At 54.4% G+C, this 23,691-nt stretch carries 30 protein-coding genes and 1 tRNA gene; 14 read left to right on the forward strand and 17 right to left on the reverse strand.

The window, feature by feature from the left end:
- Position 1: 1 nt before the first annotated feature.
- Together phnH and phnG are read right to left on the reverse strand one after the other, a co-directional pair.
- Positions 2–613, reverse strand: coding sequence for a phosphonate C-P lyase system protein PhnH (gene phnH, locus ACOOFE_RS00220; RefSeq protein ID WP_420413126.1), 612 nt, complete (start codon positions 611–613; stop codon positions 2–4).
- Positions 613–1,086 (reverse strand): phosphonate C-P lyase system protein PhnG, encoded by a 474-nt coding sequence (gene phnG / locus ACOOFE_RS00225; protein ID WP_420413127.1) that lies wholly within the window; start codon positions 1,084–1,086, stop codon positions 613–615. The genes phnH and phnG overlap by 1 nt, the downstream gene beginning before the upstream one ends.
- Positions 1,087–1,222: 136 nt before the next feature.
- On the opposite strand from phnG, the gene phnF reads away from it, so the two are divergent.
- Positions 1,223–1,960 (forward strand): phosphonate metabolism transcriptional regulator PhnF, encoded by a 738-nt coding sequence (phnF, locus tag ACOOFE_RS00230; protein ID WP_420413128.1) that lies wholly within the window; start codon positions 1,223–1,225, stop codon positions 1,958–1,960.
- 42 nt (positions 1,961–2,002) lie between these two features.
- Here the strand turns inward: phnF and ACOOFE_RS00235 are convergent, their stop codons facing one another.
- From ACOOFE_RS00235 to ACOOFE_RS00250, 4 genes are read right to left on the reverse strand one after another with little or no spacing between them, the layout of a single operon-like run.
- Entirely contained in the window at positions 2,003–2,584 is a 582-nt protein-coding gene (locus tag ACOOFE_RS00235) for a pyridoxamine 5'-phosphate oxidase family protein (protein WP_420413129.1), read from the reverse strand.
- Complete coding sequence (locus ACOOFE_RS00240) at positions 2,585–3,604, reverse strand: ornithine cyclodeaminase family protein (RefSeq protein ID WP_420413130.1); 1,020 nt, start codon at positions 3,602–3,604, stop codon at positions 2,585–2,587.
- The gene (locus ACOOFE_RS00245) at positions 3,585–4,754 is read right to left on the reverse strand and encodes an aminotransferase class I/II-fold pyridoxal phosphate-dependent enzyme (protein ID WP_420413131.1); all 1,170 of its coding nucleotides are present in this window, start codon (positions 4,752–4,754) and stop codon (positions 3,585–3,587) included. Before ACOOFE_RS00245 ends, ACOOFE_RS00240 begins: the two co-directional genes overlap by 20 nt.
- Before the next feature lie 16 nt (positions 4,755–4,770).
- Positions 4,771–5,397, reverse strand: a complete 627-nt coding sequence (locus tag ACOOFE_RS00250; RefSeq protein ID WP_420413132.1) for a helix-turn-helix transcriptional regulator — start codon at positions 5,395–5,397, stop codon at positions 4,771–4,773.
- Between the two features lie 325 nt (positions 5,398–5,722).
- Here ACOOFE_RS00250 and ACOOFE_RS00255 point away from each other — a divergent pair, with 325 nt between their 5' ends.
- Entirely contained in the window at positions 5,723–6,790 is a 1,068-nt protein-coding gene (locus ACOOFE_RS00255; protein WP_420413133.1) for an NADH:flavin oxidoreductase/NADH oxidase, read from the forward strand.
- 69 nt (positions 6,791–6,859) lie between these two features.
- Here ACOOFE_RS00255 and ACOOFE_RS00260 read toward each other — a convergent pair whose 3' ends face one another.
- Positions 6,860–7,954, reverse strand: coding sequence for a hypothetical protein (locus ACOOFE_RS00260; RefSeq protein WP_420413134.1), 1,095 nt, complete (start codon positions 7,952–7,954; stop codon positions 6,860–6,862).
- A gap of 209 nt (positions 7,955–8,163) precedes the next feature.
- Here ACOOFE_RS00260 and ACOOFE_RS00265 point away from each other — a divergent pair, with 209 nt between their 5' ends.
- Positions 8,164–8,520 (forward strand): helix-turn-helix domain-containing protein, encoded by a 357-nt coding sequence (locus tag ACOOFE_RS00265; protein WP_420413135.1) that lies wholly within the window; start codon positions 8,164–8,166, stop codon positions 8,518–8,520.
- A gap of 34 nt (positions 8,521–8,554) precedes the next feature.
- Here the strand turns inward: ACOOFE_RS00265 and ACOOFE_RS00270 are convergent, their stop codons facing one another.
- Positions 8,555–9,079 carry a YdcF family protein gene (locus ACOOFE_RS00270; RefSeq protein ID WP_420413136.1) on the reverse strand — a complete coding sequence of 175 codons (525 nt, stop codon included), beginning with the start codon at positions 9,077–9,079 and terminating at the stop codon, positions 8,555–8,557.
- A gap of 359 nt (positions 9,080–9,438) precedes the next feature.
- On the opposite strand from ACOOFE_RS00270, the gene ACOOFE_RS00275 reads away from it, so the two are divergent.
- Positions 9,439–9,927, forward strand: a complete 489-nt coding sequence (locus tag ACOOFE_RS00275; RefSeq protein ID WP_420413137.1) for a twin-arginine translocation pathway signal — start codon at positions 9,439–9,441, stop codon at positions 9,925–9,927.
- Positions 9,928–9,952: 25 nt separating this feature from the next.
- Positions 9,953–10,555 carry a ferric reductase-like transmembrane domain-containing protein gene (locus tag ACOOFE_RS00280; RefSeq protein WP_420415650.1) on the forward strand — a complete coding sequence of 201 codons (603 nt, stop codon included), beginning with the start codon at positions 9,953–9,955 and terminating at the stop codon, positions 10,553–10,555.
- A 17-nt stretch (positions 10,556–10,572) separates the two neighbouring features.
- On the opposite strand, the gene ACOOFE_RS00285 is transcribed toward ACOOFE_RS00280, so the two are convergent.
- The 3 genes from ACOOFE_RS00285 to ACOOFE_RS00295 all read right to left on the reverse strand — a co-directional run bounded on the left by ACOOFE_RS00285 (position 10,573) and on the right by ACOOFE_RS00295 (position 13,387).
- Positions 10,573–11,100 (reverse strand): cytochrome b, encoded by a 528-nt coding sequence (locus ACOOFE_RS00285; protein ID WP_420413138.1) that lies wholly within the window; start codon positions 11,098–11,100, stop codon positions 10,573–10,575.
- A gap of 129 nt (positions 11,101–11,229) precedes the next feature.
- Positions 11,230–12,795, reverse strand: a complete 1,566-nt coding sequence (locus ACOOFE_RS00290) for a CHAD domain-containing protein (protein ID WP_420413139.1) — start codon at positions 12,793–12,795, stop codon at positions 11,230–11,232.
- Positions 12,796–12,892: 97 nt separating this feature from the next.
- Positions 12,893–13,387 (reverse strand): cupin domain-containing protein, encoded by a 495-nt coding sequence (locus tag ACOOFE_RS00295; RefSeq protein ID WP_420413140.1) that lies wholly within the window; start codon positions 13,385–13,387, stop codon positions 12,893–12,895.
- 273 nt (positions 13,388–13,660) lie between these two features.
- Here ACOOFE_RS00295 and ACOOFE_RS00300 point away from each other — a divergent pair.
- A tRNA-Leu gene (locus ACOOFE_RS00300) sits at positions 13,661–13,745 on the forward strand.
- 86 nt (positions 13,746–13,831) lie between these two features.
- Here ACOOFE_RS00300 and ACOOFE_RS00305 read toward each other — a convergent pair.
- Positions 13,832–14,719 carry a LysR substrate-binding domain-containing protein gene (locus ACOOFE_RS00305; protein WP_420413141.1) on the reverse strand — a complete coding sequence of 296 codons (888 nt, stop codon included), beginning with the start codon at positions 14,717–14,719 and terminating at the stop codon, positions 13,832–13,834.
- A 130-nt stretch (positions 14,720–14,849) separates the two neighbouring features.
- Between ACOOFE_RS00305 and ACOOFE_RS00310 the strand changes: the two genes are divergently transcribed.
- From ACOOFE_RS00310 to ACOOFE_RS00330, 5 genes are all read left to right on the forward strand, one after another.
- Positions 14,850–15,329, forward strand: coding sequence for an ester cyclase (locus ACOOFE_RS00310; protein WP_420413142.1), 480 nt, complete (start codon positions 14,850–14,852; stop codon positions 15,327–15,329).
- A gap of 128 nt (positions 15,330–15,457) precedes the next feature.
- Positions 15,458–16,036, forward strand: a complete 579-nt coding sequence (locus ACOOFE_RS00315) for a YqaA family protein (protein WP_420413143.1) — start codon at positions 15,458–15,460, stop codon at positions 16,034–16,036.
- A 14-nt stretch (positions 16,037–16,050) separates the two neighbouring features.
- Positions 16,051–16,575 carry a disulfide bond formation protein B gene (locus ACOOFE_RS00320; protein ID WP_420413144.1) on the forward strand — a complete coding sequence of 175 codons (525 nt, stop codon included), beginning with the start codon at positions 16,051–16,053 and terminating at the stop codon, positions 16,573–16,575.
- A complete protein-coding gene (locus ACOOFE_RS00325) occupies positions 16,572–16,826 on the forward strand; it encodes a hypothetical protein (protein WP_141184580.1) in 255 nt (84 codons plus the stop codon). The genes ACOOFE_RS00320 and ACOOFE_RS00325 overlap by 4 nt, the downstream gene beginning before the upstream one ends.
- 57 nt (positions 16,827–16,883) lie before the next feature.
- Entirely contained in the window at positions 16,884–17,318 is a 435-nt protein-coding gene (locus ACOOFE_RS00330) for a metallopeptidase family protein (RefSeq protein WP_141184581.1), read from the forward strand.
- 39 nt (positions 17,319–17,357) lie between these two features.
- Here ACOOFE_RS00330 and ppa read toward each other — a convergent pair whose 3' ends face one another.
- Positions 17,358–17,897: an inorganic diphosphatase gene (gene ppa, locus ACOOFE_RS00335; protein WP_420413145.1), complete on the reverse strand. Its 540-nt coding sequence runs from the start codon at positions 17,895–17,897 to the stop codon at positions 17,358–17,360.
- Between the two features lie 145 nt (positions 17,898–18,042).
- Here ppa and ACOOFE_RS00340 point away from each other — a divergent pair, with 145 nt between their 5' ends.
- Positions 18,043–18,612, forward strand: a complete 570-nt coding sequence (locus ACOOFE_RS00340) for a hypothetical protein (RefSeq protein WP_420413146.1) — start codon at positions 18,043–18,045, stop codon at positions 18,610–18,612.
- Positions 18,613–18,628: 16 nt separating this feature from the next.
- Here ACOOFE_RS00340 and ACOOFE_RS00345 read toward each other — a convergent pair whose 3' ends face one another.
- On the reverse strand, positions 18,629–19,147 hold the full coding sequence (locus tag ACOOFE_RS00345) for a GNAT family N-acetyltransferase (protein ID WP_420413147.1): 519 nt from the start codon (positions 19,145–19,147) through the stop codon (positions 18,629–18,631).
- A gap of 528 nt (positions 19,148–19,675) precedes the next feature.
- Here ACOOFE_RS00345 and ACOOFE_RS00350 point away from each other — a divergent pair.
- A complete protein-coding gene (locus ACOOFE_RS00350; RefSeq protein WP_420413148.1) occupies positions 19,676–20,065 on the forward strand; it encodes a DUF2794 domain-containing protein in 390 nt (129 codons plus the stop codon).
- 25 nt (positions 20,066–20,090) lie between these two features.
- Here the strand turns inward: ACOOFE_RS00350 and ACOOFE_RS00355 are convergent, their stop codons facing one another.
- The 3 genes from ACOOFE_RS00355 to ACOOFE_RS00365 form a co-directional block, all read right to left on the reverse strand.
- Positions 20,091–20,294: a hypothetical protein gene (locus ACOOFE_RS00355; RefSeq protein ID WP_420413149.1), complete on the reverse strand. Its 204-nt coding sequence runs from the start codon at positions 20,292–20,294 to the stop codon at positions 20,091–20,093.
- 108 nt (positions 20,295–20,402) lie between these two features.
- The gene (locus tag ACOOFE_RS00360; RefSeq protein WP_420413150.1) at positions 20,403–21,593 is read right to left on the reverse strand and encodes an MFS transporter; all 1,191 of its coding nucleotides are present in this window, start codon (positions 21,591–21,593) and stop codon (positions 20,403–20,405) included.
- Positions 21,553–22,251 (reverse strand): hypothetical protein, encoded by a 699-nt coding sequence (locus tag ACOOFE_RS00365; protein WP_420413151.1) that lies wholly within the window; start codon positions 22,249–22,251, stop codon positions 21,553–21,555. The genes ACOOFE_RS00360 and ACOOFE_RS00365 overlap by 41 nt, the downstream gene beginning before the upstream one ends.
- A 497-nt stretch (positions 22,252–22,748) precedes the next feature.
- Here ACOOFE_RS00365 and ACOOFE_RS00370 point away from each other — a divergent pair, with 497 nt between their 5' ends.
- Positions 22,749–23,663 (forward strand): LysR substrate-binding domain-containing protein, encoded by a 915-nt coding sequence (locus ACOOFE_RS00370; protein WP_420413152.1) that lies wholly within the window; start codon positions 22,749–22,751, stop codon positions 23,661–23,663.
- Positions 23,664–23,691: the final 28 nt, after the last annotated feature.

The raw sequence follows: 23,691 nt of genomic DNA on the forward strand, positions 1-23,691 counted from the left end.
CTCAGGCCTCCTTTAGAGTGACTGAGGTTGAGCGGGGAAGGGCTGCGATGGTGTCCTTGCCGGAAAAGATCAGGTCGACACCGCGCGGGAACTGGGCGTTGTTGGCAATGACCTGATCCCAGAACACTTGCGGCACAGGGCCTGTTGCAAACGCCTGTGTGTCCTTGATGCCGGGCCCTTCGAGCACAACACCGTCTTTGCCGTTTAGGTTTTGGCCTGTCAGGATGAGTGTCGTGGACGTGTCCGGATACTCGGCCGAGCCCTGATTGAAGCTTGCAAGCGGCAGCATGTTGGCCGGATCTGCGATCAGGGCAAAGGCTGCTTCGACGGGCTCACTGACAATTGGTGCGCCTGTGTGAAAGCGGAGAAAGGCCTTCACGCTCTCTGATTGTGCAAGCTGTTTGTCGAGCCAGACAGGTGTGTCATAGTCGAAAACGGTGAGCGCGATAGCCGAGGCTGCTGGTGTGAGCGGCGCTGGTGGTGCGAGATGGGTCTGGCCAAGGATCTGAAGCGTTCCCGGTCGCGCCATAGCTTCCATTATGGTCCGGAAACACCCTTGTGCGTCGTGAACCGGATCTGCAAATCCGGCGGCAAGTGCAGCGGTTGCGGTCATCAGTTGTCTCCCCGCACCATCGTGAAGAAATTGACCCGCGTTGCCTCAGTTTCCTCGCGGACGGTGGATTTGCGCTCTGTTTGGCTATTCGAAAGCGGGGCAAGGACGTCTACCTCGATTTGTGCCCGCATCTCACCGCGCTGCCATAGGGCATCAATGACGGCCGATTGCAAAGCCTTGGTCTTGTCGCGGCCAAGGGCGTAAGCACTGCCTGTTTCGCCGCTGTCCAGGCGGACAACACATCGGGTGACTGTGACCTCGCCAAGGTTGAAGGGGCTTCCGGTTCCGCCCATCCGGCCACGGACCATCACCAGACCGGTCTCCGGCTGGCGCACCAGTTCGTAAGGCGGCGGCGCCAGGGCGTTGAATTTTTCTTGCAAAACATCGGCCGGCGCCTGGGCGAGAATGGCAAGGTTATTCTGCCGGGCGGCTTGGTCGCCGGCAATTGTGGAAGACGTTGTGGGCTCGGTCATGAACACGCCTTTGTGTTGGTCGGCCATTTATCGGCAACTAAGGCCGGTGCGTGAGCAGGTTGTAGACTTAATTTGTCTATTTGTATAGACAAATAATATGATTGACTCTGAAGTAGCGAAATTTGATGACGGGCGCATGACAGGCCAAACCAAACTCGACCGGGCTGCTGGCATTGCCGTGTGGCGCCAGATCATGGAGATGCTGAAAGCAGAAATCGCTGGCGGCGCCTATGAAAAGGGCAGCCGTTTGCCGACGGAATCGGAGATCGCGTCCCGCTTTGGTGTCAACCGACACACAGTTCGCAGGGCCATTGCTGCGTTGACTGCAGAGGGGCTTCTGCGCGCTGATCAGGGCCGGGGAACGTTTGTGGCCAATGCGCCGCTCAATTATCCGATCGGTACGCGCACCAGGTTTTCTGAAATCGTCTCAGGCCAGGACCGTGCCCCAAGCGGGCGTTTGATCGGCTCTGAAACTGAAGATGCAGATGCACTTTTGGCGCAACATTTGGAAGTTCCACACGGAACACCGCTCATCCGGATCAAAACCTTGCGGGTTGCCGATGGCGTGCCGATGATGATCGGGACCAGCTGGCTGGAGCAGGCTCGATTTCCCAATTTGGTTGCGGACTATGCCGAGTGCGGAACCGTGACAGAGGCAATGCGCCGGGCCGGTGTCGAAGATTACCGCCGCAAAGAAACCCGCATTTTTGCAGAGCTGATCGATGTCAAAGACGCTCAGCAGCTCGGCGTTGCTCTTGGTCAGCCGGTTCTGGTGATCGAAAGCGTCAATGTCGATCCAACCGGCCGCCCGATCCAATATACCCGCGCCCGCGCCGCTGCTGACCGTATTCAGTTGGTGGTGGATGGTGGGTAAGGGATCCGTGTGATCTGTTTGCCAGTTACAGGGGCAAGAGCCTTATGGATTGACCCAGCAACTTGAGATCTGTTCGTCACTTCCGGAGTAGCGGAAAAGCGCCCGTTTGTTGTTCTTGCGCTGGAGCTGAAACCAGTCCAGCGAGCTGGCTGTGAAGGAAATCACCCCGAAACAATCCTTTCCAGCCGCGTCCGGTTCCGGCGCTGCTGAAATTGCCCGGTCATTTTGTTCGAATGCAAGTTCATCTCCGGGAGGGCCGCCTTGATAGGTGGTTCGGGTCCACGGTGGAAGGGCCTCCCAGGCAGACTCCGCTTTTTCCGATTGTGGGCCAAACAACTCGGCGGTTCCGGAAAAACGAAGCTGGGTTCGCGTGTCTGAACAATATCCGAGAACAGTTACGCTCGGATTTTTCGAAAGCTCTTGCCATTTTGAGCTGCGCAAATCGGTGTGAAACTCAAGGCTCCGTATTGTATGCTCGGCCTGGCGCAACACGACAACACGCGCCTGGGGCTTGTTCCATTGATCGACCGAACTCAGGGTCAGATAACGGAAAGCGGACTGAGGATCTTCTGCCGCCGCCTTGAGTGACATCCAAGCCTGGGTTTCAATTTCAGCAAGATGCATTCAGCTGGGATCCATTCTTCTTGGGCTTGCCAAATTCTTTTTGGTGACAACGGCTGAGGCGACTGCCAAATCCTGAGCACCGAGCCCGGTCAGGTCGACAATCGACAGGCTGGCTGCTCCAAAATCGAGATCCGGATGCTGGCCTGCCAATATGTTGCAAAGGGAGTGATCTGCTGTTTCGTGGACGTGACCAACCCGGACAGCGGAACCGAAATCGCCATGATCCAGACACTGGCTGTGGTTTTCCGTGACAATAATGTCTGTTTGAGCGAAGAGGTCTGGCGCCAATTCACATTTGCCTGGGCTGTCCGCGCCAACGGCGACAATGTGCAAGCCGTTTGAGACATCGTCCGCACAAATCACCGGCGATGTTGCAGGTGTTGCCGTCACCAGGATGTCGGATTGCCAGCAAAGGGTTTTTGCGTCGTCGACCGCGCTGACCCTGAACCCGCTTTGCGTCATGTCGGCCAAATATGCAGTAATACTCTGTGAGGTTCTCCCGAGGACGAAGATGCGCTCAATACCCAGCAAAGAACGGATTGCTTCTGCCTGCAATCTTGCCTGTGTTCCTGTGCCAATGATTCCCAATGCACCGTCTTTGGGTACATCTTTTAAAGATGCAGCCAAGGCACCTGCAGCGGCTGTTCGCATTTGCGTAAGCCAGCCTTCATCCTGAAGCAGGGCCAACGGTTCGCCGGTCTCCGACGACAGGACAAGCACCAGGCCATTGTTGACCTCAAGCCCCCGGACCGAATTTTGGTAAAACCCGGTGGCGACTTTGACCGCGAAGTAAGGCAGGCCTTTTGCCTGTGCAGCTTTGATATGACAATCACCACAAAAACTGCCCGACTGGTCGTCAAATAAGATTTGCACCGGTTCGGGCTGCGCGATCAAACCATTGGCGGTGTCGATAAGAATTTGCCGGACCGTCTCAATTGCTGCAGGCATATCAAGGAGCGGCTTGATCTCGGGAAGCGACAAGATTTGCAAGAAAAGGCCCTCACCGCCGGAAACTGGCATAGTGCTTGTCGAAATGTTGCCGCATGGCCAACAAACCATCTTTGAATACCTTGTCCCGGCCAAATCCGATGCGGAAGTGATTTGCAGACGTATCTGCAAGGTCGGAGGCGTATATCGAGCCGGGGAGCAACAGGACACCGCTCTCTTCCAAGAGATTGCGGCAGAAGGTTTCCCCATTCCCGGGACCTGAATACCGCGGGAAGGCGACACAACCGCCAAGTGGACGGCTCCACTCGATCAGTCCGGGAAAATCATTGAAGAGCTTTTCAAGCGCTTGCACGTTCTCCGTCATGATTTGATAATTGCGTTTGAGGATCTGGTCCCGGGCCTTCAACGCGATGACCGCCAGCATTTCTGAAGGGCCGGAATTGCAGATCGACAGATAGTGCTTGTAACGCTCTACTTTCTGAAGAAGGCTGGTATCTTGTGCGGCAATCCAGCCAATTCTGAGGCCTGGAAGGCCATAGGCCTTGGACATGACATTCAAGGATATGCCGCGCTCATAGATATCCGCGATTTGGGGCATCCGGTCTGCCGGGTCGAGCTCGACCCCGCGGTAGACTTCATCGCTGAGGATCCAAATCCCGTGTTTGCGGCAAAGGCCAATCAATTGCTCCAGATGTTGCGGTGGCATGAGCATGCCGGTTGGATTGTGTGGAAAGTTTAGCGACAGCAACTTGGTGTTCGGTCGGATCGCGGCCTGAATGGCCGCCAGATCAATTTGCCAGCCGCCATTGATGTTCCCTTGAAGCATGGGAACGCCGGTCACGTCACATACAGAGAGTGGGATCGTTTCGGCACTTTGATAGTTTGGAGTTGGCACGATCGCGTGATCGTCCGCGGTAAGCAGGACTTTTGAGACCGTGTAGAGGCCCTCTCCGGCGCCCGCGAGGCACAAAACATTTTCTGCTGTCATCAGGTCATAGGTGCGGGCGATCTCAGCGCGCAAGACAGGCGCACCCCAGGTCTCGGTATAGCCGAGCCACAAGTTCTTAAAGGCTGACCGGTCCTCATCGGAAGCCATTGCCAGCAGATCGGGTATGGCCATGCTTTCAAGGTCCGAGGCGGTCATATGATGGCGGGCTTTGAACTCCCACTTGGAGAAGAAAACTTCCAATTCAAAATCGCGCATAGGCCGGGCTTGGGTCATGGTTTGGTCCTTGCTGTCAGAAGCGCTCGGCCGGCGGCTGTTTGACCTCCTTGAGCAGGTCATAGAGCCCGGCACGGGAAATTCCCAAAGCCTCTGCGACGTAGTCCTTGGATCCCTTTGCAGAAAAAACACCGGCGTCTTTCAACCGGGATGCGACAGTCAGCCGTTGCGGTCGGCGCAGCTGACTGACCGGCATCTTCAACTCGTTGAGCGTTGCGGCGAGGATGGCGTTGGCGACTTCGCGCCAGTCATGTTTGATGAATTCAGACGGTTTTTCGGTTGTGAGTGCGGTAAGCCTGATCAAGGCGTCCCTGGCCACTTCCAGTTCAGAAATGCGCAGATTGAAACATAGCAGCCACCGCGGGTTGCCCATGTCATCGCGAAGTAATGCGGATACCGAACGCAGCCGGGATCCATCGGGATTTGCCTTTAGATACGGACCGATAGTGTCATCGGCTTGCAATTCGGATTGGTAGTCTGACGTTTCGGTCAGGCTGTCATCACCTGGTTTGCGTGGGGAAAAAGCGTTTTCAATGTGCGCAATCTGGCCGGATTCAAGGTCGTGCAGAACGACTTCAATCTGGCCCGGTATTAGGCGGCAGATCGCGCGGCCAATGGGGACAAGTGCGTGCAGGTTTGTCATTTAGATTTCTGCGTTAGATAGTTTTTCTAGAATTAGAAAAATAATCTAAATACGAAAGTGAGTCAATAACAGCAGCCGTTGGTGTAGATCGCCAGATGGCTACAGAAGGCGCGGTTCAAATGAGCGAACACCATTCGATGCACTGGAAACGATAAATTGATTGGAGGTTTCTCGTCACCTGAACGCTGAACTTGTAAGTAAAAAGAGGTTCGGAAAAAGGCTGGGTGCTGTCAGCCGCAGCGCGATAGGAGTTAGTTTGGCTCATTTGTTTTCCCCCTTCACCCTCCGCAAAGTTACTTTCAAAAATCGCATCGCAGTGTCTCCTATGAGCCAGTACCGGGCTGTCGAAGGGGTGGTAAATGACTGGCATCTGGTTCATCTGGGCCGCTTTGCAATGGGCGGTGCCGGGCTTATTTATGCGGAAGCGACGGCGGTTGAAGATCGCGGAAAGCGGACACATGGTGATCTGGGACTTTGGAACGACGCCCAAGCAGAGGCGTTGAAACCGATAACCAGTTTTCTGAAGAGAGAAGGCGCTGTTCCGGGTGTACAGCTGAGCCATGCCGGGCGCAAAGCGTCCGAACGCCGGCCCTGGCATGGTGAAACACCGGTAGATGCCGAGGACCTGAAACAGCGTCAGGAAATGCCCTGGCAACCAATTGGCCCGTCACCGGTTGCCTATGCGGACGGATGGCCAGTCCCAACCGAGATGACGGTTGAGGATATCTACGAGGTGATTGCTGCCTTTGGTTCGGCTGCCAAGCGTTCTTATGAGGCAGGCTTTGAAATCATTGAGATCTATGCGGCACATGGGTTCCTGATTCACCAGTTTTTATCGCCGGTTTCCAACAAAAGAGCAGACGGATGGGGCGGCAGCTTGGAAAACCGCCAACGGTTTGCAGTCGAAGTTGCGAAATCGGTTCGGGCAAATTGGCCGGAGCATCTTCCATTGGCGTTCCGCTTGTCGGCAACGGACTGGCTGGAGGACGTGCTGGAGCTTTCAGACACCGTAACGATTTCGCGCGCGCTCAAGGATGCGGGTGTCGATATGATTGACTGCTCATCCGGCGGGATTGGCGGACGCGACCGGCCCAAACGGATGACTATCGAGCAGGGCTTTCAAGCCCCATTCGCCGAAGAGGTTCGCCGGGAGGCAGGTATCAGCACAATGGCTGTTGGGTTCCTGTGGGATGCAGAGTTTTGTGAAGAGCTTGTTCGAGAAGGAAAAGCGGACATGATCGCTCTCGCCCGAGAGCTTTTGGCGGATCCCAATTGGCCTTTACATGCAGCGGATCAATTGAGTTCAGAAGAAACAAAAAGCCTATGGCCGATCGAGTTTGGCTGGTGGCTGCAAAGGCGTGACAGGTTGTTGAAAAAACTTGGGTTCCGGTAGTTGAGTGTCTCATCAATTGCTGAGTTGAGGAGCGAAAACCCCCGCTGGGCGGGGGTATTTCAGAGTTGTTCAGGATCCTTCTGCCTGGGATTGGCAGGCGCTGAATTCTATCATCCGTTTGCCGTCGTTGGCCTGGGCCATGGCATCAGCGCAAACTTGGCCACCGTTCAAATCATGGGCAATCTTGGCATCCTGGATCGAAAAGGAAATCTCGGCTGCTGTTGAGAAATCGCGCACTGTGACGATGTCTTCGCCCAAGATTGTCCGGCTGGTTTGCCGGGTGGTGTAGGTGTCGCCGATTGTCGGATCGATGACCTGCTGGGGAACACTGGCACCGCTGTCATAGATGTTCTGAACCGCGCCCAAGGCTTCAGCCTTTGTCATGCCGTTCAACGTGATGTTCTGGTTCAACCAGGTCAAGCGCAGGTGGCGGCTTGCAGACGAAATGTCGGCTGGCACGTTGTGGGCGGTTTTGCCGTCTTCCGCATTGAAGGCGGCAATGTTTTTCCGGTGTTCCTGTAGCAAAGGCGCATTGGCTTTGACGCCCAGATCGCTGTCTTCAATGTTGCCGGCGTAAACACGGACCTTGCCGCCTTCATTTACCTGGAACAGAACAACATTGCCGTTGACGTCGACGGCAGAAACATGGACGCCGTGCTGGCCGGCAGCCCCGAGATCTGCAGACCAGGCCAATTGGAACTCTCCAGCGTCATAAGCGGCTGCAATCGCTGGAGCAGTTTCGTACATCGCGGCCAGATAACCCGGTGCGTCTGCGACATTGACGGCTGGGGCACCGGTATCTTCATATTCGCCAATGAAGTCAGCGCTTGGGGCCATGTATAACGTATCGGCAACCAGGCCCTTGTCGTTGAAAGCTTGGGCTTGCACGCCATGGAAGGTCATGTTTTCGACCCAGGCAACGGTGAAGTTTTTCGCGCCGTAATTGGCCTGTCTTGCAAATCCCTCTGCTTCATATTTTGTGACATCGTCGCCAACGCTGAACGTCACCAGATCCATGCCGGTTTTGGTGCCCCAATCGACCGAGCGCACATAGGCAACGCCGTGGTCGGACATTTTGGCAAGGCGAGAGCAGGCGTCTGCGGTTGGAACCAAAGCTGTGGTTGCTGCCAAAGTGGCCATCAGGACTTTTGAGAAGATGTTCATGATCGTTATTCCGTCTATTGTGTGTGATTTGTCATCGCTATGATCTGCATATGGATGTTAAATCATCTATCTTCAATGATTTTGCGTTTGCTTATTGGTTCTATCTGCTCTGCATTGAGTGCATGGCAATACAAAGCTTATTTTGAGAACAAGCTTGGTGTTCCGAACCGGCAGAGGTATGAGGTTTCACAGGAAGTCGAGGAAACATCATGAACGAAGAAAGCAATGAGGAACTTGGGCAGCGGATTGCCAGCAAGATCGCTGCGCTGATCGAAGAACAGGGCACAAATCCAGGTGCTGTTGCCAAGGCTGCGGGGCTAGGAGTGACCTCTGTCCGGGATTTGTTGAGTGGCCGGGCCCGCACACCGAATGTCGCAACGCTGGTGCGCATAGCAAAGGTACTGCATGCCGATCCGGGCGACTTGATCAGCCCACTGCAGAGCGACCCGCAAGCAAATGCGCTCTATTTTGCATTGAATACGGACAACCAGCGGCGCGTCCGGGCGATTATGCGGGCGTTGCTCAGTGATCAGGAAGCCCAGCAATCCGGAGTAGGCGTGTCCTGACTGAATTTGCTGGAGTGGGTTGTTTGATCCCGTGTCACATCCGGGGTCGTAAAAATCGCAGTTTCCAGACGTACCAGGGATAAGCCGCGAACTCACGTAAGTAGGAATAAAGCCACTTGTGCCGGGGTGTTTTAACGTTGGTCTTGTCGGGGCCGGATCCAATTGCCGCAAATCCTAGGCTCCGGAAACACAAAAGCGCTCGCGGCAAATGGTATCTATCCGAAACCACCAGAACCTTGTGGGCTTTTTGCTGGCGTAAGATTCGCGCCGACAAAACAGAATTTTCCAGGGTCGTATGAGAGCGGTTTTCCGGCAGGATCGCCGAGGCAGGAACGCCAAGGGTAATCAATTCCCGGGCCATCACATCTGCTTCGGAAGGGGCATGTTTTCCCAATCCGCCGGACCCGATGATGAGCGGAGCAACACCTTTGTAATAAAGCTCTGCTGCATGGTTGATCCGGCGTAATAGCGAGGGGCTTGGCCGTCCGCCCTCCCACACGGCTGCCCCCAAAATCACCATGGCATCGAATTGTCCATCCTGGAATTGTTCTGGCCGCATTTTGGGCAGTGACCTTGATGAAGGGGCGATGTTTGGATCGGAAGATCCGATCTTCAATAGAACATCTTCGGTTCGAAGGTTGGGCGCAAGATCTGAATCTTCTAAGAATCGGGCGCGATGATCTTCAAGTATAATGTTTCGCGCAAGATACCGTTTTGGATCTCCGGCCTCGTCGCCCAAGTTATCCGTTTTTGCAATTCTGCTGGCCTAGACCGGCCCGACCTCACGAAACCGTGAGCGCGAGATGCTGCATGCCGCGCTGCCGGATCTCGGAAATTGCCACAAACGCCCTATAGTTTTGCAAAATCAAATCTGGTGCCGAGCGATCGCTGGAAGTTCCACTGGTAAGGAGTGTGTTTATGACTGTCGATCTGCTGAGCCGCCGCACCCTCCTCGCAACGGGTGGTGCTGCGATTGTGACCGGTGTTGCCGGGTTCAAAGTGCCCGCCCAGGCAAAAGGTGTTGCACCGACGCCATCGATGCGCGGCGGTTCCAACAATTACCGCCCTGGAGCTCCGATCGTGAAACGGATCGGTGGTGGCGGATTCTGGATGTCCGGCACGGTGCGCCGGGCCGGAGACGGTGCTCCGCTTGCCGGTCAACGTATTCAGATTTGGGCGCATACAACGGAAGGCCATGAACGGGACACACGCAGCCACGGAGCCACGCTTACAGATGCTGACGGTGTATTCCGACTAGAAATGCCGCAGATCGTGCCTGCTTTTGGCCAGCCGCATGGCCATCTTGCTTATGACAGTGATGAGTTCGAAACAGTGTTCTTGCGGCCGGTGATGCCCAGTTCAAAGGATACCAGCCTGGAAGCGCATTTTGTCCTTCAGCCGGTCTGATCAGACTGGCGCCGGTGGCAGCCGGATGCGCAACGCCCTGATCTGGACAACTGTTTTTTTGGTCGTAGCCGCTCCTCTGGTCGCAGCTGCCATGAGCCCGCTGCTGCAATGGCGCCAACCAGTCTATATTTTGGCCGGTTTTGCAGGTGTCATCGCACTGGCGCTTTTGCTTTTCCAACCTTTGCTGGCAGGTGGATACCTCCCGGGTTTACCCAGCCTTCGCGGCCGATCGTTGCACAGATGGGTCGGTGCAGGCCTGGTGATTGTGGTTATCGTTCATGTCGCGGGTCTTTGGATCACTAGCCCACCGGATGTGATCGATGTTCTTCTCTTCAGATCGCCGACGCCTTTCTCCCTTTGGGGTGTTGCCGCGATGTGGGCGGTGTTTGCCGCCGCGCTTGTTGCCGCTTTGCGAAAGCGCCTCCGTATTCGGCCAAAGGTTTGGAGGCGGGTGCATACGGCACTTGCCCTGGTGATTGTCGCTTGCAGTGTGGTCCACGCCTTGTTGATTGAAGGCACAATGGAGCCGGTTTCCAAGACGATCCTTTGCGTGCTGGTGCTGCTGGCAACCTTAAAAGCGGTGAAGGACCTGAAAATATGGACACTCCGGCGGCGCAGGCAGGCTTAACTCTCGTCCCTTTCTACTCAGAGGATCCGGTAGAGGGTGTCGTCTTTCCGGATCACGTGATGCATCAGTACGGCGCCCATGTGGACGGCAAAGAGGCCTAACAGGATCCATGCACTCCAGAAATGAATAGCTGAAAAAATCGGAGCGATATCAGGGCTTTTGCCGATAGGACTCCAAACCTGGATCAGGTTGAACCACTTCAGCGGAAAACCATGAGCGTTGGTCGCCAGAAACCCGGAGACCGGCATGATGATCAAAAATAGATAGAGCAGGCCATGGACCGTGTGGGCGGCGATTTGTTCGATGGCCGGGCCATCTTGCACCGGCGGTTTTATGATCAGGCGATTGCCCACTCTGACCAGCATCAGCCACAACACCAGAAAGCCGATGCTCTCGTGAACCAGATAGAAATTGAGAACAACTTCCTTTTTGGCAAAGTCGATCATCAAACCAAGCGGCCAGGTGAGTAGAACCAGAATGGCGATGGTCCAATGCAGCAGCCGTGACGGCGCCGCGTATCTAGTGTGTGTGCCAACGTCTGCCATTCCGTCCCCTCCAGCGCTGGGCGCCATTATATTCCCTCGAAATATACTTTCGGCTGATCACAAAAAATATTCAATCAAAACGGGCGTTGAGAGAAGCCAATCGGGCCGTGATGGCGTCTTACGCGCGCGTTAGATCCAGAATTTTGGAACTTCTTTGGTGGCTTCCCAATAGCCCTTCGCGTGTTGCCACATGGATTGGCTTTGGGCTTCATGCCAGCCGATGGCAAAGCCGATGGCCTGAGCGGCTGCAAGGGCTTCTTTGCCAGTCACCTTGCTGATTTCAGGAAGGCGCTCGGCCATGGCGACATCGTTGAGATAGCCAAAGATGTCTTGCAGCCGTTTCATCCGTTTCAGCAGCGGTTTCACGCTGGTCTTTGGATAAAGGCATTCGAAAAATTCAATGCCATACCGCATCTTTTTCATCGCCTTGCGCATGTCGTGACGCTCGGGGATGGAGAGTTCATCTATGCGTTTTCCGGGTCGGTTGACTTTGTTCCACTGTTTGGCGAGTGCCTTTGCCGCGAAAGTCTCAATCGGCTGTGCCAAAAGTGCAGTCTGGTCGAAATTCTCCGGATCGAGCCAGCCGCGCCCTTCTGTGTAGGCGGCAAGGTCCAAAAGGAAGACGTTGACTTCGGCCGAATTCAGATGGGCGACCAAAGCCGCCTTGGCGGTGGTGTCCCGGGTGGTGATCAAATCGGTCAGAAGGGCGTCAAAGGAAAGACCCTCTGGTGCTATGCTGGTCAGCGGCCGGACAATCTCGTCGATCAGGACATCCAAATCCCGCAACGCGCCGGCTTCTGCGGCAATGGTGCGGGCCAATTGATCAAGTGGAGCCATCGTTTCCGGATTGAGAGCCGGCCGGAACAGCCGGAAAGCGCTGCGCAGGCGGCGCAATCCGATGCGCAGCTGGTGCGGGCCTTCCGGATCATCGCTGGTCAAGATCGCCAGACGGTTTTCTGCAATTTGTGTGAGGCACGAACGGAGCACATCGCGGAATGCATGTTCAACAGTTATGCCTTTTTCAAAGGCCACGGCTTCAGCGAAATAGGGAACCTTTTTGTCGTCCGCATGGCCTTCGGAAAAGCGGTAACCGCGTTCGGCTTTGCTGAAAGGCGAAAAGCGGAAGGGGACGTCCTTTAACAGCTGTTTGGCTGCCTCAAAAAGCGCGGAACTTGGGCCGGACTTCAGCTCCATTTCCAATTCCACCAGTGGATGGCTTTCCGGACCTGCCAGAATGTTGCCCGTGTCGAATGCCAGTTCGATGTGCGTGCCGTCGGCTTCCCGGGTGAGCTGCCGGGTGGTGCGTTTCATCACTGTTTCAAAACACTCTGAAACGCCAGCGTCGCCGATGGTGCTGGTCAGCTTGTCGCGTACATCCGGATCTTCAATCACCGAAAAATCAAGTGCCCGGCCTTTGACGGGATGTTCCGCCTCGATGGGGGACGACAACCCGCCCATCACGCCTGTTCCGAGTTTGGCCGTTTGCAGCCAGCTGCGTCCGGATTTGCGCACTCTGAGTGAGATCTTAGCATTCCGAAGCGCCTGATCCGGCGTGTCGAAATAGATGGATTGCAGGGTCTTGGTGGCGGCTCGGGAAGCAGAAAAGCCTTCGATCACGCCGGATCGTTTCATGGCGTCCTGGGCGGCCGGATCCAGTTCGAGCTTAAGCTCGATCTCACGTGCTGATTTGCTCATGAAAAATACTTAGCCAATCCAAAATTGACTGTCTAGAAATAGCGCACAATTTGCGCCTTTCTTTCCTGGCTAAGCCTCTTCGGCATAACCCACTCGTTCAGCCACCGAGACCGCTGTCACTGGCCACCTCTTGGCCGAGCAGCCGTTGCAGGCGTTCGGTCACACGTGAAATCTTGTGCAGGTACCAGGGGACTGGCTTCTGGTTGAAGGCTATTTTGCGGATGTACGCCGGTACATGCCAGACCGCAGACGTGCCGGCCGGAAAAAACAGGCTGACCCCCGGCCGTCCTTCATAGACCCGGCCGGCATCATCGGTGATGGTCACTTCGCCTTCCAGAAACAGAACACTTTCATCCCAGCGGTACTGCCAGCGGAACGTACCGGCGGTGCAGGACCAGTGATTGGTATAGGCCCAGCCGCGTGTACCGGCAGAAAGGTTTGCGCAAAGAGCCTCTGGTGATCCGTCGAGGATCCAGTCTGGATTGATCGGTGCCGGTGTCAGAGCATCCTTGTCCATCCCGGCGATGGTAAATATCCCGCCGGTTGGGCCTATTGCTGTGCCATTTTCGTTGAGCGTGCTGGATGCAGTCATGGTGATCCCCGTTATTCGGTGCCGCCATAAAGCCTCGAACGTCTTGAAAGGCGATTAATTTCAGTCAGCTATAAACCGCAGCCAAAGGCCTGTGCGGCGGGAAAATGATCCAAGGGTTAGCCACTCGTAAAATTGCCGGGGCTCAAATGCCCTTGCAAATGAGACTTGTTGAGCGCCTCAATCCGCAAGCCAGTGGATATGTGAGGGACATTCCGCGTCTAACCGCTTGCATCGACAGAAGTGCGGTGATATTCACCCACCTCGGTGTCAGTTGCCCCTCTGGCGGAACTGGTAGACGCGCGGGATTCAAAATCCCGTTCCTTCGGGAGTGCCGGTTCGATTCCGGCGGGGGGCACCACTTAATTCTCAAACAAGAAATATGATCGAAACCTATGTTCACCTGGACATGGATAGTACCGGTCGTGACTGGCTTCCTATTTGAGATCAGGTGGATAATTGTCCTGATATTTTGTCCACGAACAGTCGGCTTAGTCCTTGTTTCGGGACATTTGGCGGCCACACGGCATATACGCCGACCGGTTCGACGGACCATTCAGGCAAGACCCGCTCCATAGTGCCGTTCGCCAGGTCCGCTTGCGCTAGAAAATCGGGCACGACTGCAAGGCCGGCACCACAAAAAGCAAGCCGGTACAATGCATGCGCATCATTTACAGTGATGTTGCCATTCGGTTTGACGGTTATAGGATCAGATCCAGTTTTCTTGAACTCCGTTTTTCTGGATCGCGCCGGTGCCAAAATAAGCCATTCCCAATCCACCAGTTGCTCCGGGGACTTTGGGCTTGGCTTTCGTTCTAGGTATTGTTTTGAAGCGACCAAATTGCGGGGCACATCATAAAGTTTCTTGGATATGAGAGAGCTATCCTTGAGCCACCCCATGCGAATAGCAATATCAAACCCGTCACCAATCAACTCCCGGCGCGTGTCCGAGAAATCCAGCGTCAAATTGACTTTCGGATAGGCAGCTGAGAAGGCCGCAATTCTGTCGACGAGCCCGGATTGCGCAAGGGTTGAAGGTATCGTGACGCGAAGATCGCCCGAGGGCGCTTGTCCAATATATGACACTGCCTGAAGGCCAGTTTCTGCCGCAGTGATCATGTCATGTGCCGCAGCCAGAAGCTGTTCGCCATCAGGGGTTAAAGCCAGTTTTCGCGTCGAGCGGTAGATCAGTGCGACACCAAGCTGTTTTTCCAGTTCTGAGACATGGTGGCTGACCACAGATGCAGACAAATTCAATGCCTGTGCAGCAGCTCGGAACGAGCCGTGATCGACTGTCTTGGCAAAGATTGCGATTGCACGAAGTTGGTCAATCATTATTCAATTATTCCAAACACTGAAATCTAATTGAGCAATCTAATCGAATTTAGATCGGGAATCTATCTTGTGTGACAGGCCGTATGCCGGTTCGGCTTCTCGGCGGCCAGTTCACGACAAGAGGAAAACCATGCGTCTTTTCAAATCTCTATTCGCCGCCATCGTATTGGCAACAATTTCACTGAGCGGTACCGCGATGGCCGATGACAAACAGGCCGTGCAAACCCTTTATGATTTTCTGAGCAATCCGGCATCGGAAGAGCATGTTGCCGCTTTCGAAGCCGCAGCATCTGAGGACTGGGCCAGTCTCGGCGACTATTCGGGCAAAACAAAATCCCGGGATGCGTTTGTCAAACAGGTCAGCGGCTTTGCAAAACTGATCCCGGACCTCAACTGGTCGGTTGAAGAAATGTTGCAGGACGGCAACCAGATTGCGGTACGCAGCCGCGCGACAGGAACACCGTCAGGCCCATTCTTTGGTGTGGATGGGAAAGGCAAGAGTTTCGATATTCTGGCGATCGACATCCATACAGTCGAAAACGGTCAGATTGCCCGGACCTTCCATGTTGAAGATTGGGCGGGAGCGCTCCGCCAATTGAGCAGCCAATAACAGTTTACTGCGGCAGAAGGCTCAGAAGAGCCTTCTGCTCCGTTCGGGGCTCTTATTTCCGCGATGATTGAGCGCGTTCCCCAAAACGTTTGATGACTTTTCTGGCCGCAGAGGCTATGGGGTCTCGCATGATCAGACGCCTTTACGACTGGACTTTGTCCCTTGCCGCCGGACCGCGCGCACCCGCTGCGCTTGGATCGGTTTCTTTTGTTGAAAGTTCGGTATTTCCGATCCCGCCGGATATTCTTTTGATCCCCATGGTAATCGCCCGGCGCGAGAAGGCCTGGTGGTATGCGCTGTTATGTACGCTAACATCGGTCGCGGGCGGAGTATTGGGTTATCTGATTGGCATGTTCCTGTTTGAGCAGGTGGCCGAGCCGATTCTCGCCTTTTATGGCAAGATGCATTACGTCGCCGAGTTCAAATCCATTTTTGCTGAATGGGGCTGGTGGTTCGTCTTCATCGCCGGTTTGACGCCATTTCCCTACAAGGTGATCACAATTGCATCGGGGGCAGCCGGTCTCAGTTTGCCGGTTTTTGTTGCGGCAAGCATTGTGTCCCGCGGTCTGCGGTTTTTCATAGTGTCCGGCTTGCTCTATTTCTTTGGCCCGCCGATCAAGGATTTCATTGAAAAGCGTCTGGGCCTTATGTTCACCCTTTTTGTGGTGCTTTTGGTCGGCGGATTTGTTCTGCTGAAGTTTATTTGAGGAACGAGAACAGAATGTCGAGCGAACGAATGGCTCAAGGATTGACCGCTTTGCTGCTCGCGGGCGGCCTGGTGGTGATTGCGACTGCCTGGGGATACCAGCTGATCGGCGGTTATGTGCCTTGCAAACTCTGCCTGGAGCAGCGTGTTCCCTATTACGTCGGTCTGCCAATGGCGGCGCTCGGGTTGCTCTTATTGTTCAGCGGCCGCAATGGCTTGGCAGCTCTGATTCTACTGGGTGTCGCTGTGGTGTTTGCCTATGGCGCCGGGCTTGGCATTTACCAAGCGGGGGCCGAATGGCAGTTCTGGGATGGCCCCAATGACTGCGGCGGTGGCAGCGCGGCGCCTGCATCCGCCGCCAACATGCTGCAAGCCTTGCAATCCACACGCGTGGTCAGCTGCACCGAAGCAAGCTGGCGCATGCTGGGGCTGTCGTTTGCCGGTTGGAATGCGGTCGCTTCAGCCGGTCTCGCTCTGCTTGCGCTTCTGGCGGCGGGCGTTTTGAAATTGCGTGGCAGCATGGCAAAGTCTCTGGCATGAGCGGATCAAAACACCACCAGGACAAACGGCGCGACGACGCGCTGAAAGCGATCGACCGGGTTCAGAGCGAAAGCGAAACCGTTGGCACATCGTCTTTTGTACGCATGGCGGAACGCGCCAAAGACCATATGAGCGCCGCGGACAAAGACGACGACGATCATATTGAGGTATGGGGCACCCGCATCGGCCGAGGCCTTGGTCTGATTTTTGCTGTTTGTCTGGTGATTTACCTCGTAGTCACCTACCTTTAAGTGGTGTGACCTAGAGTCAGTGCGAATTTTGGCTCCTGTGAGCCTGGAACAAGAATTATGGCCTCTATCCACCCGATCAGCCGCAGTCACTGGTCTGATCTCAAAGCGCCGGACCTGAAAGCATTTGAGGCGATGGCCAGTGAGACACTGGCAACCTTGCCGGATGATCTTCTGCTGCGCTGTGGGAACCTGCAGATCCAGCTTGCCGAATATGCGCCCGACGATGTGCTTGATGCCCTGTCGATTGAGGATCCGCACGACCTTCTGGGCTTGTTTGAAGGGCTGGGCTTGAACGAGGGCGAAGATCTCTCGCACACCGGACAGATGCCAAACCGAATCTGGCTGTTCCGCCGTCCGATCTTGGATTATTGGGCGGCGATGGATGAAACCCTCGGTGAGGTGGTCGCCCATGTCTTAATCCACGAGATCGGCCATCATTTTGGTCTGAGCGATCAGGACATGGAACGCATTGAGGCCGCAGCCGACCGGTAAGGGATAGGCTGCGGCCTCAACAATCAAAAGCGGTTCACCTTAACCGGCAGCTTCTGTTTTGGCGCGCTCAATAGATTCTTGGACCATCCGCTTAGCAGCTTCTGCGCCTTCAACGCCGGTGATCTTCACCCACTTGCCCGGCTCAAGATCTTTGTAGTGTTCGAAGAAGTGCTTCACCTGTTCGACGGTGATCTGCGGCAGGTCGGTGATGTCGGAGACGTTGTCATAACGTTTGGTGATCTTGTGGCTCGGAACCGCAATGACTTTCTCGTCCTGGCCGGATTCGTCTTCCATCAAGAGAACGCCGATCGGACGGCAGTTCATAATGGCACCTGGTACCACCGGGCGCTGGTTGACCACGACAACGTCGATCGGATCGCCATCGCCGCACAAGGTGTGCGGAACAAAGCCGTAGTTGCCCGGATAACGCATCGGTGTGTAGAGGAAGCGGTCGACATACATCGCACCGGCATCCTTATCCATTTCATATTTGATCGGTTCGCCACCGACCGGGACCTCAACGATAACGTTGATATCTTCCGGCGGGTTGTTGCCAATCGGCACGGCGTCTATGCGCATCTCTCTACTCCTAAAGGATCGTTGCGCCGTCTATCGCAATCCGCTGGCAGAAGTTCAAGTCTTTAGTTTTGCATTGCACCTAATTGATGACCGTGGCTGAATGGCTCCAGTTTCAGGTTAATCGATTGCGATTGGGACTAAGTCTATGAAGCGTTCAGTTCTTTTCCTTCTGGCATTGGGCCTAATCATAACCGTAGGCAGTAAGTCGGCGCACACGGCAGAAATCACCAGCGTCTACACCAAGATTGATCTGGAGGCTTGTCAGCTCCTCAGCGCGCCCTCTGATGAAGATGCTACGATCGGCGGCACTTGGACGTGTGCTGGTTATCATGGCCAGCCGGTTATGGTTGCCGAAGGTGACTTGCGGATGTTTGTGTCATTTGGACCCGATGCGGGCAACGAGCCGGCTGCAGTCCAAACTTTGCCGCGGTTCAATACCATTAATGAGACATTGGAGTGGCGGCTGCGCGGCGATGTGCCCTTTGCAACGATCTTGCGCTGGTTTCCGAGCAAGGACGATGGAAGCCAAGGCAGTGTCTTGATCGTCACGCAGTTACTGCCGGGGGGCGGCACATGTCAGATCGCTCGTATTGATGCCCAGGCCAACAAAAACGCCAATGTGATGGCCCGGCAAGCGGCCGACACTCTCGCTGGTCAGTTCAATTGCAGCGCCCCGCCAACCGTCTTGGGAAATCCTGGAAGCCTGGCGCAATAATCTCTTATGGATGACGTCAGGTGTTGCGGTTCGGCCAGACATAAATCGACAGCTCCAATCGCCGGCCTCCAACCCGGTGCCAGGATTTGCCAGACAACTGGCCGCCGATCGCTTGGTAAAACGCTTTTGCTGGATCATTGTCGCTTAGGACCTGAACAGCAATGCCGGAGGCTCTCCGGTCTGCGAAGATCTTCTGAATATGCTCAAAAAGCCGGCGGCCAAAGCCGAGACCTTGATATTCCGGCTTTAGGTAAAGCTCGTAGATTTCACCGTCCATTTTGGTGTTACGCAACCGGCAAGGCCCATAGGTCGCATAGCCAGCTGGCACATCGGCAATCGCCAGGATCTTGATGTTGACGCCCCGGGCAAGCGCACCGCGCCACCAACTTTCTCCGCGTCGTGAAATCATTCGTTGGAGTTCGAGGCCATGCAACACACCGCGATAGGCTCCGAGCCAGGCTTCATTGTGAATACCGGCTAGGGCTTTGCAATCCGCGGTTCTCGCCGCGCGCAGATCGATCAGATCGGTGGTCATCGTAGGAAAAAGGATACAACAAGCCATCCTAATAGGAAGGAAAAACCGAAGTTCAAAAGAACCAAGAATGGACTGAGCTGCTGATATGAAAAGGGCCGGCGTGTGGCCGGCCCTTCAGTTGCCTTGATGTTTGACTCAAAAAATCCGGCAGATCTGAGTTCGCCACGGGGGGCTGGGGGGCTATTGCATACCGCGGCGCCCGCAGATCGTACCCATCAAGGTATGATCTTAATATGGGTATGTATTTTGGCTGGCCAAGGGCTGGAATGCGGCGAAATCATGAAATTTTCTGTATTCTTTTTGGAAAAGTTACGTAGCGGCAGAAAGTTGATTGATCTGACCTGAATTAAACTGAAGTTCCGCTGATTTTGATCTTTCTGCAGCCTCGGACTTGCAAATCAGGGCAGACAGGCAGCATCATGACACTGAGATGACACTGAGATGACACTGAGATGACACTGAGATGACACCTGCCGTGGACCTTATCGGCCCGTTTAAGGGTTGTTGATCGGAGCAAAAGGAGGCGGAATGAGCGAAGCCGACGAAAGCGCGTCCGAGCGCAGCGGGAGCTTGAGCCCTCTTGTACATGGGCACAAAGCTCCTCCACCCAAACCGGTGGTGTCCTTCAACCGGCGCGAACTTGACACGATCTTGCGGCTTTACGGCCGGATGGTTGCTGATGGAGAATGGCGCGACTACGCCATCGACATATTGAAAGACCGGGCCGTTTTTTCAGTTTTCCGGCGCTCGTCCGAGATGCCGCTCTACCGCATTGAAAAAGATCCGAAACTGGCACGCCGCCAAGGGGCTTACTCGATCATTGCAGCGGGCGGTATGATTTTAAAACGCGGGCATGACCTTGCTCAGGTGCTCCGCGTTCTGGAAAAGAAAAAACACCTGCGGGTCGTCGACGCCTGATCTGGCTAATCGTCAAGCCTGAGCTCTAATTAAGCCTTTGGCGCTCGGCTGGATAAAGTGCGTTCTGCAAATAGTGAGGAACGCAGAATTGGCGGTCGAGTGTTAACTGATTTGCCTCCAGCCATTTCGACACGAGTTCGATGAGCCGTTCCGGATCCTTTTGATAAAGGGCGCGGCAAAGTTCCATATCGAGCTGACTTTTGGGGCTGTTCTGCGGGACTTCAATCATCGGTCATTTCACCGTTACAGTTTGACAACAGCTAGTGCCCCATTTTTTCATGTGCGGTGCAGTGCTGACAGGAAATAATCAGTATAGAGCTGGCCCGGTTCATAATTCTCAGTTATGGCCATGAAATTCGCCCGCAGGACGGAAAAGTGCCAACACAAAACACAAAAGGCCTGCACTGACAAAGACGGCAGGCAAACCAAATTGCGGTGCCAGATAACCGCCTGCAACCGGGCCGATGCCTTGACCAAGCGAGATTAGAAAAAACGTCAGCCCAAATCCGATGGAAGGCGTGTTGCGGAAGATCCGCATGCTCCACATTCCAAACAATGCTGTCGTGATGATGAAGCCGGCCCCGAAACTGGCAGCAGAATAGTAGATTCCGGACGGAATGCTCGCGGCCACAGGGAGGGTTGCGATCGCGCCGCCAATCAGGATCAGCAAAAGGCCGTAACTGGAACGCAAGCCCCACCGGTTAACCAGACCTCCGGCAAAACAACCGGTGATCCCTGCGGTGCCCAATACAATCCAAAACACTACAGCCGTCGCTGGATTTTCGGTTATCGCTAACAAGAGATCTACTGCGTAGGTCCAATAAATGGCTGTTACGATTCCAAACAACAAAGCGGCGGCAAAAAGAGGCCTGGCCGAGGGATTGAGCAGTTCTGATATTGGGACACCTGACATTTTTTCTTGCCTAGGGCTGTTTCGCGGCAGGATCGCCATATTCCAGATCGTGAAAAGGCCGGCGAGACCAGCAAAAATCAACCAGGCCAGCCGCCAGTCTTCACTCGCAAAAAGCGCCAGAGGGCCGGCCAAAGCGACCCCAAACCCGGTTCCTGAATTTATCCAGGCGTAAATCGCATTTTGCCGCTTGGTTTCGATGTGATGGACGATAACATCTGAAAACGGCGGGTAAGCAAGACCGGGACTCATACCGGCAACAAAAACTCCGATTGCTAGGATTTCAGGACTTTGTGAGATCCCGATCAGGGTCATTCCGGCGGTTGCCGAAAGCCCGCCGAGAAAAATTGGCAGGCGCGGCCCAACCATTGTTGAAAGCCAGGACCCGGCAAAAGTGGCAATCAGATATCCTGCATAGGATAATCCGGCGATAAGGCCGATGGTTTCGGTTGAAAGCGCAAATTCTTGCCGGATTTCCGGCAAGAAAAGGCCGAAGCAATAGCGGGCGAGCCCGTAAGTGGCAGCGACGATTGCCAAACCAGCAGCAGTCAGACCCAGGAGATTCGGTGGCTGGATGTTAGTTTCGGCGGGAAAGTTGGAAGTGAAGTGTTTCGTCACCGCTTGTCGCCTCGCAAAGGATTTTAAAATGGCCGTTTAGCGCCCGGTAGTGACGGTACTGTTCAGGTGTCAGCTTCAGGCAAAAGTTGGAAACGTGCAAGTTTCTTTGTCTGGTTGTGGTTGCGTATTCTTCCGCCAAAATAGCGGCTTGCGCTGTTTGGCCATCATGAAATTGGACAGGCAATAAAAAGAAACGATTTAGACTTGGGGTTTTTGTGCAGATCGCTTTTTCAAATGCAATTCGGGAAAACCTCAACATGGCGGGATGACTGTAAAAACTGCTTATCCGGTCTTGATGTGACTGTATGAGTAGTTGGCTTTCGGCCAAGAGATAATCACCTGGCCGTGCGATTGTCCGGAGCCATTCATTCACGACTGATGGATCATCATTGCCTTCCTGAAATCCAAGCATGGTAATCAGCGCAGGGGTTTCAGACCCAATTTGAAGTTCTGGCATCTGGAACTCTTCAAAGGCACTGGTAACAAATGTCAGAGGCGTTCCATTAAGAACCTGCTCTAAGACCGGCCTCATATGCTCAGCGGATTTTGGATTGATATCGACAGCTATATACTGATCGATCTTAACGTTCATTTCTTGTAGCGTTTTCAGTATGTAAGCGGTCTTGATTGGTTCAGGTCCAAGTTCAACATAGGTCAATGGCCGGGCGCTTGCCGTTTGGGCGATTTGGGAACAAATCTCCAAAAGAGCCTGCCGGAATGAATTGCCGCTGTTCGTGGCCTTTCCAAGCGAGTTGGAGGCCAGACCTTGTTCATTCAGTTGCCGCATAAGATCGAACACTTCGAACAAGTGATCCGAAGATCCACTGCCGGAGGCTTTTTCAGCATATTTTTCCCGATTTTCCTGAGTGAGGATCCGATCCGTACTGAACTCTGTATGCAGGGAAATTGCGGATCGAACTCTTTCGCAAAGCGGTGGCAAAACAATTGCCGGAGTTTCCAGATCGGGCTGTGGCGCAGAATAAGCTAACGACATTTGGAACCTTTTGGGCTTTGGATTACATCCTCCCGTAATAGGGGATTATGCCCATGCAGCTAAATTTATAATTGCAACTCCGTATAATATAATTTTATATTCAACCATAGATAGTGTTGTTGAATTTTGTTTCCTTTTTGTAGGTGGGGTTGGTGGGGTAAATGACTGCCGGACGATTTGACATCGAGCTTCTAGAGGCTTTTGTGGCCGTTGCCGATACTGGGAGTGTTACGCGCGCAGGGGCGCTCATCAACCGAACACAGCCTTGCGTGAGTTCTCAGCTGCGCCGGCTGGAAGACCGAATAGGGCGCCAACTCATAGAGCGGACGTCACGCATCATGGTTCTGACGCCACATGGCCGCATATTGTATGATCACGCCGCTCAAATTCTGAAATCCCACGAAGAAGCCCGCATGCGTCTGTCTGCGCCAGAGCTTACCGGAAAAGTGCATGTCGGTTTGCCTGAGTGGTTTGCAACAAGCAGATTGCAATCGTTGTTCTGCAGCTTCGTGAGGGTTCATTCAAACGTAAAGCTGGAATTGACGGTGGCAGACAGCGCGACGCTGCATGAGCGGCTGGCGACCAATGAAATCAATTTGGCGATTGCCCTTGTGCAATCAGGTTCCGCGGAAGCAAATGCTTGTGTCGAGGAGCTGCTTTACTGGGTGGCCAGTTTGGATTGCGTTTTGTCCGACCCGTTGCCGTTGATCTTGTTTCCTGAGCCGTGCCCCTTCCGCCAATTCGTTTTTACATCATTGGAAGCCGCTGGGCGGCGCTGGTATGAGCAAATCACCACAACCAGCGTTGCAGCTGCACAAATGGCAATCCTCTCGGGAACCGGAGTTGGCTGTTTGCCGGCGGGAGCGGTTCTTGACAGTTTCAAAGTCTTAAAGGAGCAAGCAGGGTTTCCGCCATTGCCGGCGACCCGCTTGGCGATTTACACGCAAGCTCAGAATTCCTCACCCATTGTGCATCACCTGAAGACTTATCTTGAGCAGTTTCTGGAGAGTTCTGTTTCCGGCCAGTCGGTCTTGAACTCCAGCACCCATCCCGATTTGCGGGTCGTGCAAGCTTAGCAACCGTCAAATGTCAAAACAAAAAAGC

The organism is Roseibium sp. (assembly GCF_965216085.1).
GTDB lineage: Bacteria > Pseudomonadota > Alphaproteobacteria > Rhizobiales > Stappiaceae > Roseibium.